The sequence below is a fragment of the Enterobacter sp. Y17 genome (assembly GCF_019730495.1).
Classification (GTDB): domain Bacteria; phylum Pseudomonadota; class Gammaproteobacteria; order Enterobacterales; family Enterobacteriaceae; genus Enterobacter; species Enterobacter asburiae_B.
On record NZ_JAASKP010000001.1, the window covers coordinates 508,982 to 521,779 of the forward strand.

Consider the following 12,798-nt stretch of genomic DNA (forward strand, 5'->3'; position numbering starts at 1 on the left):
GCCCAACAGTTATATTTATCGCGATGGTCTGGCGGCCATCAGTACAGTTAACTCACAGAAGTCATTAGCGAATGAAAATAACAATCTCCGGAACAGGGTATGTCGGTCTTTCTAACGGCATTCTGATTGCCCAGAATCATGAAGTGGTTGCGCTGGATATCGTGCAGGCCAAAGTGGATATGCTCAATCAGAAAAAATCGCCGATTGTGGATAAAGAAATTCAGGACTATCTCAGCAATAAATCGCTGAATTTCCGCGCCACAACAGATAAAGAAGATGCATACCGCAATGCGGATTACGTCATCATTGCGACGCCTACTGACTACGATCCTAAAACCAACTACTTCAACACCTCAACTGTAGAAGCGGTTATCAAAGACGTTATCGCGATTAACCCTGACGCGGTGATGGTTATTAAATCGACCATTCCTGTTGGGTTTACCAAATCTATTAAAGAAAAGTTCGGTATTGATAATATCTTCTTCTCGCCTGAATTCCTGCGTGAGGGGAGAGCGCTTTACGATAACCTGCATCCTTCTCGTATCGTTATTGGCGAACGTTCTGAGCGCGCTGAACGCTTTGCTGCGCTGCTGCAGGAAGGCGCAGTGAAGAAAGATATTCAGGTGCTGTTCACCGACTCCACCGAAGCTGAGGCGATTAAGCTCTTCGCGAATACCTACCTGGCAATGCGAGTGGCTTATTTCAATGAGCTCGACAGCTACGCAGAGAGTCTTGGCCTGAATACCCGCCAGATTATTGAAGGTGTGTGTCTCGACCCGCGTATTGGCAACCACTACAACAACCCGTCATTTGGCTACGGCGGCTATTGCCTGCCAAAAGATACTAAACAATTGCTGGCAAACTATCAGGCTGTGCCGAACAACCTCATTTCGGCGATTGTTGACGCTAACCGTACACGTAAAGATTTCATCTCCGATTCCATCCTTGCGCGTCAACCGAAAGTGGTCGGCGTATACCGTCTGATCATGAAGAGTGGCTCCGATAATTTCCGCGCCTCTTCCATTCAGGGGATCATGAAGCGCATTAAGGCGAAAGGGGTTGAGGTTGTAATCTATGAGCCTGCCATGCCGGACGATCAGTTCTTCAATTCCCGGGTGATCCGCGATCTGGATGCCTTTAAGAAAGAAGCCGATGTCATCATTTCAAACCGCATGGCGGAAGAGCTGGCTGACGTGGCGGATAAGGTTTATACCCGCGATCTGTTTGGTAGCGACTGATTCTCTGCGTTATTTTGTAAAAAACCCGGCTGAATTGCCGGGTTTTTTATTTTCAAACCTTGTAGAAATCGCGGTACCAGCCGACGAAGTTCTTCACCCCATCTTTAACCGAGGTTTGCGGTTTAAATCCGATCACCTCATAAAGCGCCTGGGTATCGGCACTGGTTTCCAGAACATCGCCTGGCTGGAGAGGCAGCATGTTTTTCTCTGCTTTTTTACCCAGCGCGTCTTCCAGCGCGGTAATGTAATCCATCAGTTCGACTGGCGAGCTGTTACCGATGTTGTAGACCCGGTAAGGCGCTGAGCTGGTTGCCGGGGAGCCGGTCTCAACGGTCCAGTTTGTGTCTGACTGAGGAATAACATCCTGCAGACGAATAATTGCTTCAGCGATGTCATCAATGTACGTGAAGTCGCGCTTCATTTTACCGTAGTTATAGACATCGATGCTTTTGCCTTCAATGATCGCCTTAGTAAACTTAAATAGCGCCATGTCCGGGCGTCCCCACGGACCGTACACGGTGAAGAAGCGCAGGCCGGTGGTCGGCAAGTTGTACAGATGCGAATAGGTGTGCGACATCAGCTCATTGGCTTTTTTGGTCGCGGCATAGAGTGAGACCGGGTGATCCACGGAATCGTCAGTGGAGAAGGGCATCTTGCGGTTGAGGCCGTATACTGAGCTGGACGAGGCATAAAGCAGGTGCTGCACGTTATTATGGCGGCAGCCTTCCAGCACGTTGAGATGGCCGATAAGGTTGGCATCTGCATACGCGTGAGGGTTTTCAAGAGAGTAGCGTACACCCGCCTGCGCGGCCAGATGAATCACACGATCAAACTTCTCACTGGCGAAAAGCGTGGCCATACCTTCCCGGTCAGCTAATTCCAGCTTGTGGAAGGTGAAACTCTCAGATTTTAACAGTTCCAGGCGCGCCAGCTTCAGGTTGACATCGTAGTATTCATTGAGGTTATCGATACCAACAACCTGATGACCAGCCTCAAGGAGGCGTTTACTGACATTCGCACCGATAAAACCTGCGGCGCCCGTGACTAAAAATTTCATAGCTTCCCTCATAAACCCTATTCTATAGATGCCGTAACGCATCACATGGCGTCTATGATAGCGCGAAGGGTGTAAGTTACATAACCCATCTTTCCGATATTACTCATCGGATTCTTATAGAAAAATCGCCAGTAATGGATAAACTATACAAACAAAATTATGTTTGCCCTTTTTTTATCAGTTAGGGATTGTATGACGCAAAATAACAATAGCCAGGTCAGCCGAGGCAATGACCCGGAGCAAATTGATTTACTTGATTTAATGCTGCAGCTGTGGCGTGGGAAGTGGGTGATAGCCGCCTTTGTTGTTGTTTGTATCGCCCTGGCAATTGGATATCTCTCTGTCGCAAAGGAAAAATGGACCTCAAGTGCGATTATTACGCAACCAGATGCGGCCCAGATTGCCAGTTATTCTAATGCATTGAACATCCTTTATGGTACCGCAGCACCTACAATGCTTGACAACCAAACGCGCGCTATCGGTCGTTTTAGCTCCTCATTCTCGGCGTTGTCGCAGGCTCTTGAAAACCAGGCAGTGCCTGAAAAACTGACGATCGAGCCCACGGTTAAAGAGCAGCCGCTCCCGCTAATAGTATCGTATACCAGTACATCTGCAGAAGCTGCGCAAAAGCAATTGGCACAGTTCATCCAGCAGGTAGATGAGCAAACGGCTAAAGAACTCGCCGCTGACCTTAATGACAACATCAAAGCGCAGATAAAGACCCTGAATGATTCCCTGCAAAACCAGGAGAAGGTCGCTCAGGAACAGAAAGATCTGCGTATCAAACAGATTGCTGAGGCACTCAAGAACGCTGAAGCAGCGAAAATTACCTCGCCGCGCCTCCAGCAAACCCAGGAGGTGACTCAGGAAACGATGTTCTTGCTGGGAAGTGAGGGGCTGAAATCCATGATTGACAACGAAGCTTCTCTCCCGTTGGTCTTTCCCAGAGCTTATTACCAGACCAGGCGAAATCTGCTGGACATCCAGAATCTGAGCGTTAACCCGGACACGATCCACGTTTACCGTTATGTCATGAAGCCGGAACTCCCTGTGCGACGTGACAGCCCGAAAAAAGCAATTACTCTTATTCTTGCTGTACTGCTGGGCGGGTTGCTTGGTTCCGGTTTTGTGCTTGGCCGCAACGCGTTGCGCAACTACAAACCAAAAGTCTGATTTGCAGATTAAAAAAACCGGGGATATTCCCCGGTTTTATTATTTGTGACGTTTGCGAAGATTTTCAATCACCGCCGTCAAATCCAGCTCCTGATCCTGCAGCAGCACCAGCAGGTGATACATCAAATCAGACGCTTCATTCGTCAGCTCCTCGCGGTCATGCACGGTTGCGGCCAGCGCTGTCTCAACGCCTTCTTCTCCTACCTTCTGTGCGATGCGCTTGGTTCCGCTGGCGTACAGCTTCGCGGTGTAGGAACTTTCAGGATCCGCCGTTTTACGCTCTGCCAGCAGCTGTTCCAGTTGATACAGGAACAGCCACTGGTGGCTCGCCTCGCCAAAGCAGCTGCTGGTGCCCTTATGGCAGGTTGGGCCGATTGGGTTTGCCAGCACCAGCAGGGTGTCGTTATCGCAGTCAGGCGTTATGCTCACTGCATTCAGGAAATGACCCGAGGTCTCGCCTTTGGTCCACAGGCGCTGTTTCGTACGCGAGTAGAAGGTCACTTTGCCGCTGTCGATCGTTTTCGCCAGCGCGTCCTGGTTCATATACCCCAGCATCAACACTTCGCCTGAGACGGCATGCTGGACAACCACCGGCAGTAACCCGTCCGTTTTTTCCCAGTCCAGCTGCGCCTGTTGTTGCTCTGTTAACATACCCTGATCTCCACGCCCTGGTCGGCCAGGTACGTTTTTAACTCACCAATATTAATAATCTGTTTGTGGAACACGGACGCGGCCAGCGCGCCGTCCACGTTCGCATCGCGGAAGGCTTCAAGAAAGTGTTCCATGGTGCCCGCGCCGCCGGAGGCGATCAGCGGAACGTGGCAGACCGCACGGACTTTTTTCAGCTGCTCGAGGTCATACCCGTTACGCACGCCGTCCTGGTTCATCATGTTGAGGACAATCTCGCCCGCGCCACGCTTCTGCACTTCCTGCACCCAGTCGAGCGTTTCCCACTGCGTCACGCGCGTGCGGCTTTCATCTCCGGTGTACTGGTTCACGTGGTACTTGCCCGTTGCGGCGTCATACCAGGTGTCGATCCCAACTACAATACACTGCACGCCAAAACGATCGGCGAGGCGGGTGATCAGCTCCGGGTCGGCCAGGGCAGGGGAGTTAATCGAAATCTTGTCGGCGCCAAACGAGAGAATTTTGGCCGCGTCGTCAGCGGACTTAATCCCACCCGCAACGCAGAACGGAATGTCGATCACTTCCGCCACGCGTGCCACCCAGCTTTTATCGACCACGCGGCCATCGCTGGAGGCGGTGATGTCGTAAAAGACCAGCTCGTCGGCGCCTTCATCGGCATAGCGTTTTGCCAGCGGGACGATGTCTCCAATGATCTCGTGGTTGCGGAACTGCACGCCTTTCACGACCTGACCATCGCGTACGTCCAGGCAGGGGATTATCCGTTTTGCCAGCATTGAATCGCCTCCGTCACAGTAAATTTACCTTCCAGCAGGGCCCGACCCACAATCACACCCTTCACACCGGTACCGCGCAGCGCAGCCACGTCACCGATATCACCGATACCGCCCGAAGACTGGAACGCCACCTGCGGATAACGCGTACAGACCTCTTCATACAGCGAGACGTTGGAGCCCGCCAGCGTCCCGTCGCGGGAGATGTCCGTACACAACACGTGCTTCAGGCCAACGGGCAGGTAGATATCGACCAGCTCTTCCAGCGTCACGCCGGAGTTTTCCTGCCAGCCGCTAACGGCCACCTGCTTATTACCCTGTTCGTCAATACGCACGTCCAGCGCCAGCACCAGGGCATCGGCACCAAAGCGGCGGAACCAGCCTTTCACCGTCTCAGGATCTTTCACGGCGGTTGAGCCCACCACCACGCGGGCCACGCCAGCGTCCAGCAGCGCCGCGACGTCATCTTCCGTACGCACGCCGCCGCCGACCTGGACGGGCACATCAACACCCGCAACAAGTTGTTTAAGCAGCGGGATCTGGCGCTTCGCCGGATCTTTCGCGCCCGTCAAATCCACCAGGTGCAGTACCTGCGCACCCTGGGCGGCATAATCCTGCAGACGCGGAAGCGGGTCGTTTCCGTAGTCGCGCTGCTGGCCGTAATCGCCCTGATGCAGACGGACAACCGTACCGTCAATTAAATCTAACGCGGGAATAATCATCACATCTCCAGGAAGTTTTTCAGCAGCTGCGCGCCAGCGGCGCCAGAGCGCTCCGGGTGAAACTGCACGCCGAAGAAATTGTCTTTCTGTACGGCCGCCGTAAACGCCTCGCCGTAGGTGCACTGGGCGATCGTATTCACGTTCACCGGCATGGCGTAGCTGTGCACGAAGTAAAAATACGCGCCGTCTTCGATGCCGCGAAACAGCCGGTCGCCCGCTTTGGCGTAGACGCGGTTCCAGCCCATATGCGGCAGAGGCAGGCCGCGATCGGTCATTTTCGGCACGTCTTCATCAATAATGCCCAGCAGGTCAACGCCGTTGCTCTCTTCGCTGCGGCGGCCCAGGATCTGCATGCCCAGACAAATGCCCAGCACCGGCTGGGTACAGGCTTTGATCAGGTCGACCAGCTCGCGTTCGCGAATCTGATCCATCGCCGCCTGCGCGGTGCCCACGCCCGGCAAAAAGAGTTTGTCGGCGCGCAGCACCACGTCCGGGTCACGGCTTACCACCGGCTCATAGCCGTGGCGCGCAATGGCCGATTTCACGGAGTTCAGGTTGGCGCATCCGGTATCCAGAATGACCACGTTCATTACAGCACTCCTTTCGATGAAGGCAGGGCGTCACCTTCCACGCGAATTGCCTGGCGCAGGGTACGGCCAAAGGCTTTAAACAGGCTCTCCACACGATGGTGGTCATTCTTGCCCTTGGTCTTCAGGTGCAGCGTCAGGCCCATGGTGTAGGACAAGGAGCGGAAGAAGTGCTCCACCATTTCGGTGCTCAGGTCGCCCACGCGCTGGTAGGTGAAATCAGCTTTGTATTCCAGGTGCGGACGGCCGGAGATGTCCATCGCGCAGCGCGCCAGACACTCGTCCATCGGCAGGACAAAGCCGAAACGGTTAATGCCGCGCTTGTCGCCGAGCGCCAGCTTCAGGGCTTCACCCAGCGCCAGGCCGGTATCTTCCACGGTGTGGTGATCGTCTATGTAGAGATCGCCTTTTACCGTAATTTCCATGCGGAAACCGCCGTGGGTGGCAATCTGGTCCAGCATGTGATCGAAGAAACCGACGCCGGTGTGGATCTTGCTGCCGCCTTCACGGTCCAGCCAGACCTTCACGTCAATCTGCGTCTCTTTGGTGTTGCGCTCTACGTGGGAATAGCGGTCGCGTTTTGTCAGCTGCTCGCCAATCTTCGCCCAGTTCAGGTTGTTGCGGTCGTAGCGCAGCCCCGCGATGCCCATATTTTCCGCCAGCATGATATCGGTGATGCGATCGCCGATGACATAGCTGTTGGCTTTATCCAGCGCATCTTCAGCCAGGTAGCGCTCTACCAGCTTCACCTTTGGCTTACGGCAGTCGCACTCGTCGGCCGGCATGTGCGGGCAAATCAGCACGTCATCAAATACCACGCCCTGAGAGGTCAGCACCTGCATCATCAGATTATGCGGGCCGTCAAAGTCCGCCTGCGGGAAGCTGTCGGTACCCAGACCATCCTGGTTGGTGATCATCACCAGCTTAAAGCCTGCTTTTTGCAGCTTAAGCAGCACCGGGATCACGTCCGGTTCAAAAGCCAGCTTGTCGAATCGGTCGACCTGAAAATCGGCTGGTGGTTCCGAAATAAGGGTGCCGTCACGATCGATGAAAAGGATCTTCTGGGTCATACTTTCTCCGCTTTCAGGGCGTCAATCACGCGCTGGCTCTCTGCGCGGGTGCCTACGGTAATGCGCAGGCAGCCGCTCAGAGAAGGTTGTTTATTCTGGTCTCGTAAGATAATGCCCTGATCCCATAAAGATTTAAATACGGCACTCGATGCGGTGAAGCGCACCAGGATGTAGTTAGTTTCCGAGTCGAATACCTGCTCCACGCAAGGGATATCCTTCAGGGCGGTCACCAGATATTGACGTTCCTCCAGGATTTGCGCCACGCGCTCGCGCATCGCGTTGATCCCCTGCGGCGTCAGCGCCTGTGCCGCAATATCGGCAACCGGCGTTGAGAGCGGGTACGGGGCGATCACTTTCAGCAGCAGGTCGATGACCTCTTTATTTGCCAGGGTGAATCCGCAGCGCAGACCCGCAAGGGCAAAGGCTTTCGACAGCGTACGCAGCACCACCAGGTGCGGATACTCTTCCAGCCAGCCTGCCAGCGTCGCCCGGGGGCAGAACTCGATGTAGGCTTCGTCGGCAACCACCAGCGCTTTACCGCGCGTCATCTCCAGCAGGGTGCGGATATCCTGCGGGTTGATAATCTGTCCGGTCGGGTTGTTCGGGCTACAGACAAATACCACTTTTACACCATCGAGATTGTCGGCAATGCCCTGCAAATCCAGCTGCCAGTTCTCCAGCGCCTGCACGTTGCGGCACGCTACGCCGAAGGTTTCCGCGCTGACGCTGTACATGCCGTAGGTAGGCTGGCAGTACATCACCGCGTCTTTGCCCGGCTCGCAGAAGGCGCGAATCAGCAGTTCAATACCCTCATCCGCGCCGCGGCTGACCAGCACCTGCTCTGGCTTCACGCCCGCGTACTGCGCGTAGTTTTCAATAACGGCCTTTGGCTGACACTCCGGATAGCGGTTCAGCGTTTGCTGCGACAGTTCAAACTGCACCGCCGTCGGGAATTCGTTGGCGTTCAGCCAGACATCCCCTTTACCGCCCAGACGACGCGCCGACTGGTAAGGCGTCAGGCGACGGACATTTTCGCGGGCTAACTCTTCAATGTTCATGCTTGCTCCTTCAGGGCTGCAACGCGCAGCGTAACGGCATTTTTGTGGGCGGTCAGCCGCTCGGCGGCAGCCAGGGTTTCAATAGTAGACGCCAGTGACGCAAACCCTTCGCGGGAGAGCTCCTGCACGGTCATGCGTTTCTGGAAATCCGCCAGGCCCAGGCTCGAACAGGTTGAGGTGTAGCCATACGTGGGCAGCACGTGGTTGGTGCCGGAGGCGTAATCGCCCGCGGACTCCGGTGACCAGTCGCCGAGGAACACCGAGCCCGCGCTGGTAATGCTGTCAACCAGATCGCGCGCGTTGCGGGTCTGAATGATCAGGTGCTCCGGGCCGTACTGGTTGGAGATGGTAATACACTGGTCCAGGTCGCGCGCCACAATGAGGCGGCTGGCCGCTAGCGCCTGACGTGCCGTGTCGGCGCGGGGCAGGTCGGCAAGCTGGCGCTCAACGGCTTCGCCCACGCGTTTCGCCATATCGGCATCCGGCGTCAGCAGGATGACCTGCGAGTCCGGGCCGTGTTCCGCCTGAGAAAGCAGGTCGGAGGCCACGAAGTCCGGCGTTGCGCCGCTGTCGGCAATCACCAGCACTTCAGACGGGCCGGCAGGCATATCGATGGCCGCGCCGTCCAGACGCTGGCTGACCTGTCGCTTGGCTTCGGTCACGTACGCATTGCCCGGGCCAAAAATTTTGTCGACCTTCGGAATGGATTCCGTGCCGAACGCCAGTGCCGAAATCGCCTGCGCGCCGCCCACTTTATAGACCGCCTGCACGCCGCAGAGCTTCGCCGCATAGAGGATCTCGTCGGCAATCGGTGGCGGTGAGCACAGCACCACTTTCTGACACCCGGCAATGCGCGCGGGTGTCGCCAGCATCAGTACGGTGGAGAAAAGCGGGGCAGAGCCGCCGGGGATATAGAGGCCAACGGACGCAACCGGGCGCGTGACCTGCTGGCAACGCACGCCGGGCAGGGTTTCGACATCCACGGTCTGCAGCTTTTGCGCGGTGTGGAAGGTATCAATGTTTTTCACCGCGATGGCCATCGCCTGCTTGATATCGTCACCCAGACGATTGCTAGCATCAATGATTTCCTGCTCGGTAACCTGTAATGTACCGACTTCCGTCTTGTCAAACTTCGCGCTGTATTCACGCAGCGCGTCATCGCCACGGGCTTTGACGTTATCCAGGATCTCCGCCACGGTGCGTGAGATGCTCTCAGAGGCGGAAATCGCCGGGCGCATCAGTAGCTCGCGCTGCTGTGCGTCGCTACAGGTATTCCAGTCGATGATTGTGTTAAAGCTCATGGCCATTACTCCATCATCTTCTCAATAGGCAGCACCAGGATGGAGCTTGCGCCCAGCGCCTTCAGTTTTTCCATGGTTTCCCAGAACAGGGTTTCGCTGCTCACCATGTGCATCGCCACGCGCTGCTGATCGCCCGCCAGCGGCAGGATGGTTGGACGCTCAGCGCCCGGCAGCAGGGCAATCACTTCATCCAGACGCTCGGTTGGGGCGTGCATCATGATGTATTTGGACTCACGAGCCTGAATCACGCCCTGAATGCGGGTCAGCAGCTTGTCGATCAGCTGCTGCTTGGCGTCGGCCATGTCGCCGTCGCGCTGAATCAGGCACGCTTTAGAGCGGTAGATCACTTCCACTTCGCGCAGACCGTTGGCTTCCAGCGTCGCGCCGGTAGAGACGAGGTCACAGATGGCGTCCGCCAGACCCGCACGCGGCGCCACTTCAACGGAGCCGTTCAGCAGGCAGGATTTAAACTGCACGCCTTTCTGGTCGAGATAACGCTTTAACAGGTGAGGGTAAGAGGTGGCGATACGTTTGCCGTTCAGCGCGGCCGGGCCGTCCCACGCTTCGTCAACCGGCGTAGCCAGCGACAGGCGGCAGCCGCCGAAGTCCAGACGACGCAGGGTGAAGTAACGCGGATCTTCGCCCTGCGCGCGGCGGGTCAGCAGCTCTTCTTCCAGCACGTTTTCCCCGATAATGCCGAGGTCAACGACGCCATCCATGACCAGGCCGGGAATATCGTCATCACGCACGCGCAGAATGTCGATGGGCATGTTTTCAGCCAGAGCAATCAGGCGCTGGGTGTGCAGGTTAATTTTAATCCCGCAGCGGGCCAGCAGTTCGCGTGAGTCATCGCTCAAACGGCCTGATTTTTGAATAGCTATGCGTAAGCGTGAGTTATCTAACATTCTTTATTCCTCGTTAACCTGTTTTAACCTGTCTGAATTCGGTCCAAAAAAAAGCCCCCGGAAGAAGATCTTCCGGGGGCTTTTTCATGCGTTCATGCACCACTGGAAGATCCAAACGTCTTCCAGCACACATCGCCTGAAAGACTAGTCAGGATGATGGTGATGATGATGGTGTTTAAATTGAACGCGTGTCATATAAATTCTCGATGAATGCTTATTCATTTGATGTCTTTTAACCTAAACCAGTTGTACGACATATTGCAAGGGCTTTTTTTGATCATTAATTCATTTCATATTGATGCTATGAATTGTGTGTTCTGCCGGGCTGGCGTAGCCTTATAAAAGACGAGTGAGAGTCAGGAGAATTCGCATGAAAAAGGTCGCGATTGTCGGTTTAGGGTGGCTGGGAATGCCGCTGGCGATGTCATTAGCCGCGAAAGGCTGGCAGGTGACCGGGAGCAAAACCACGGCGGATGGGGTAGAGGCAGCGCGCATGTGCGGTATTGATGGCGTTGAGCTGCGCCTTGAACCGGAGCTGGTGTGTGATGCTGACGATCTGGACACGCTGATGAACGTCGATGCGCTGGTGATCACGCTCCCCGCGCGGCGCAGTGGCCCGGGCGAGTCGTTTTATCTGCAGGCGATGCAGGAGATCGTCGACAGCGCGCTGGCGCACCATGTTCCGCGCATCATTTTTACCAGCTCGACGTCGGTGTATGGCGAAGTTGAAGGCGTGGTGAAAGAGAGTTCCGAGCGCCGTCCCGTGACGGCGAGCGGTCAGGTTCTGAAAGAGCTGGAAGACTGGCTGCATAATCTTCCCGGCACGCAGGTCGATATCGTACGTCTGGCGGGGCTGGTGGGCCCTGGCCGCCATCCGGGACGCTTTTTTGCCGGTAAGTCTGCGCCAGACGGCCAGCATGTCGTCAACCTTGTGCATCTTGACGATGTTGTTGCTGCGATTGAGCTACTCTTACAGGCTCCGAAAGGTGGACACATCTATAATATATGTGCACCTTCTCATCCGGCACGCAGCACGTTTTACCCGCTGATGGCACGTCAGCTGGGCCTGGCTCCGCCGGTTTTTGGTGAGGCAAAGGATGACAGCAAAGGCAAAGTTGTTGATGGCAATCGCATTTGTCATGAGCTGGGGTTTGAGTATCAGTATCCCGATCCGCTGGTGATGCCCATGGAATAAGACCCGCAGCGGAGACGATCGCGCACCAGAAGGGGGCGAGCATGAAACCGCTGCTGGATGTTCTTATTATTCTGGATGCTCTGGAAAAAGAGGGGAGCTTTGCCGCTGCGTCAGCAAAGCTCTACAAAACCCCATCTGCGTTGAGCTATACCGTTCAAAAACTGGAAAGCGATCTCAATATCCAGATCCTCGATCGCACCGGGCACCGCGCACGTTTCACCCGTACCGGACAGATGCTGCTGGAAAAAGGCCGTGAAGTCCTCCATACCGTTCGTGAACTCGAAAAGCAGGCCGTAAAACTCCATCAGGGGTGGGAAAACGAGCTGGTTATTGGCGTGGATGATACCTTTCCGTTTTCTCTCCTGACGCCGCTGATTGAAGCCTTCTATCAACACCACAGCGTGACCCGGCTTATTTTTATCAACGGCGTGCTGGGGGGCTCCTGGGATGCCTTAACGCAGGGCAGGGCGGATATTTTTGTCGGTGCACTCCATGAGCCTCCCCAGCTGAGTGATTTTGGTTTTGCCCGGCTGGGCGTACTGGAGCAGGTATTTGCCGTAGCGCCCCATCATCCTCTGGCTCAGGAGCCAGAGCCTGTTAACCGTCGCGTGATTAAAGGCTATCGCGCCATCGTGGTCGGGGACAGCTCTCGTCCGGAATGCTCGGTCTCCTCGCAGCTGCTTGATGAGCAGGAGGCCATTACCGTTTTCGACTTTAAAACCAAGCTGGAACTGCAAATAAGCGGCCTGGGCTGCGGCTATTTACCGCGCTATCTGGCGCAGCGGTTTATTGACAGCGGCGCGCTTGTTGAAAAACAGGTACTTGCTCAAAGCAGTAATGAATCGGTGTGGGTAGGCTGGAATGAACAAACTGCCGGGCTTGCAAGCGCCTGGTGGCGAGACGAGATTTTAGCAAATAGTGCTATCGCCGCCGTTTACTCTCAGCCCGACGTCCAGAAATCAGCCAGTTAGTAAAAAGAAAATTGTCCCATGCTTTGCAAAGTATTGCCTTTTGTATCCGATGTGGGGCAAAATGCGGCCGCTGCAACCAAATGAATAATCGACGATATAAAAG

General features: G+C 55.4%; 14 protein-coding genes and 1 other annotated feature. Of the genes, 4 read left to right on the forward strand and 10 right to left on the reverse strand.

What is annotated here, in order from left to right; translation table 11 throughout:
- Positions 1-71: 71 nt before the first annotated feature.
- Positions 72-1,238, forward strand: a complete 1,167-nt coding sequence (gene ugd / locus HCH49_RS02250; protein WP_039263831.1) for a UDP-glucose 6-dehydrogenase — start codon at positions 72-74, stop codon at positions 1,236-1,238.
- 52 nt (positions 1,239-1,290) lie between these two features.
- Here ugd and HCH49_RS02255 read toward each other — a convergent pair whose 3' ends face one another.
- Positions 1,291-2,295, reverse strand: coding sequence for an NAD-dependent epimerase (locus HCH49_RS02255; RefSeq protein WP_064672784.1), 1,005 nt, complete (start codon positions 2,293-2,295; stop codon positions 1,291-1,293).
- Between the two features lie 192 nt (positions 2,296-2,487).
- Between HCH49_RS02255 and wzzB the strand changes: the two genes are divergently transcribed.
- Positions 2,488-3,468, forward strand: a complete 981-nt coding sequence (gene wzzB, locus HCH49_RS02260) for an LPS O-antigen chain length determinant protein WzzB (protein WP_143346779.1) — start codon at positions 2,488-2,490, stop codon at positions 3,466-3,468.
- A 39-nt stretch (positions 3,469-3,507) separates the two neighbouring features.
- Here the strand turns inward: wzzB and hisIE are convergent, their stop codons facing one another.
- The 9 genes from hisIE to hisL form a co-directional block, all read right to left on the reverse strand.
- Positions 3,508-4,119: a bifunctional phosphoribosyl-AMP cyclohydrolase/phosphoribosyl-ATP diphosphatase HisIE gene (gene hisIE, locus HCH49_RS02265; RefSeq protein WP_039263829.1), complete on the reverse strand. Its 612-nt coding sequence runs from the start codon at positions 4,117-4,119 to the stop codon at positions 3,508-3,510.
- Positions 4,113-4,889 (reverse strand): imidazole glycerol phosphate synthase subunit HisF, encoded by a 777-nt coding sequence (gene hisF, locus HCH49_RS02270; RefSeq protein WP_023330862.1) that lies wholly within the window; start codon positions 4,887-4,889, stop codon positions 4,113-4,115. Before hisF ends, hisIE begins: the two co-directional genes overlap by 7 nt.
- A complete protein-coding gene (hisA, locus tag HCH49_RS02275; protein WP_221702109.1) occupies positions 4,871-5,608 on the reverse strand; it encodes a 1-(5-phosphoribosyl)-5-[(5-phosphoribosylamino)methylideneamino]imidazole-4-carboxamide isomerase in 738 nt (245 codons plus the stop codon). The genes hisF and hisA overlap by 19 nt, the downstream gene beginning before the upstream one ends.
- Entirely contained in the window at positions 5,608-6,198 is a 591-nt protein-coding gene (gene hisH, locus HCH49_RS02280; protein ID WP_032636077.1) for an imidazole glycerol phosphate synthase subunit HisH, read from the reverse strand. Before hisH ends, hisA begins: the two co-directional genes overlap by 1 nt.
- On the reverse strand, positions 6,198-7,265 hold the full coding sequence (gene hisB / locus HCH49_RS02285) for a bifunctional histidinol-phosphatase/imidazoleglycerol-phosphate dehydratase HisB (protein WP_221702110.1): 1,068 nt from the start codon (positions 7,263-7,265) through the stop codon (positions 6,198-6,200). The genes hisH and hisB overlap by 1 nt, the downstream gene beginning before the upstream one ends.
- Positions 7,262-8,323: a histidinol-phosphate transaminase gene (gene hisC / locus HCH49_RS02290; RefSeq protein ID WP_221702111.1), complete on the reverse strand. Its 1,062-nt coding sequence runs from the start codon at positions 8,321-8,323 to the stop codon at positions 7,262-7,264. The genes hisB and hisC overlap by 4 nt, the downstream gene beginning before the upstream one ends.
- The gene (gene hisD, locus HCH49_RS02295; RefSeq protein ID WP_221702112.1) at positions 8,320-9,624 is read right to left on the reverse strand and encodes a histidinol dehydrogenase; all 1,305 of its coding nucleotides are present in this window, start codon (positions 9,622-9,624) and stop codon (positions 8,320-8,322) included. Before hisD ends, hisC begins: the two co-directional genes overlap by 4 nt.
- Positions 9,625-9,629: 5 nt before the next feature.
- The gene (hisG, locus tag HCH49_RS02300) at positions 9,630-10,529 is read right to left on the reverse strand and encodes an ATP phosphoribosyltransferase (RefSeq protein WP_028018500.1); all 900 of its coding nucleotides are present in this window, start codon (positions 10,527-10,529) and stop codon (positions 9,630-9,632) included.
- Positions 10,530-10,574: 45 nt separating this feature from the next.
- Positions 10,575-10,698: a sequence feature (His leader region), on the reverse strand.
- Positions 10,674-10,724: a his operon leader peptide gene (gene hisL, locus HCH49_RS02305; protein ID WP_001364200.1), complete on the reverse strand. Its 51-nt coding sequence runs from the start codon at positions 10,722-10,724 to the stop codon at positions 10,674-10,676. It overlaps the preceding feature by 25 nt.
- A 175-nt stretch (positions 10,725-10,899) precedes the next feature.
- Here hisL and HCH49_RS02310 point away from each other — a divergent pair, with 175 nt between their 5' ends.
- Both HCH49_RS02310 and HCH49_RS02315 read left to right on the forward strand, forming a co-directional pair.
- The gene (locus HCH49_RS02310; RefSeq protein WP_039263825.1) at positions 10,900-11,724 is read left to right on the forward strand and encodes an SDR family oxidoreductase; all 825 of its coding nucleotides are present in this window, start codon (positions 10,900-10,902) and stop codon (positions 11,722-11,724) included.
- Positions 11,725-11,765: 41 nt separating this feature from the next.
- The gene (locus tag HCH49_RS02315) at positions 11,766-12,695 is read left to right on the forward strand and encodes a LysR substrate-binding domain-containing protein (RefSeq protein WP_069303052.1); all 930 of its coding nucleotides are present in this window, start codon (positions 11,766-11,768) and stop codon (positions 12,693-12,695) included.
- Positions 12,696-12,798: the final 103 nt, after the last annotated feature.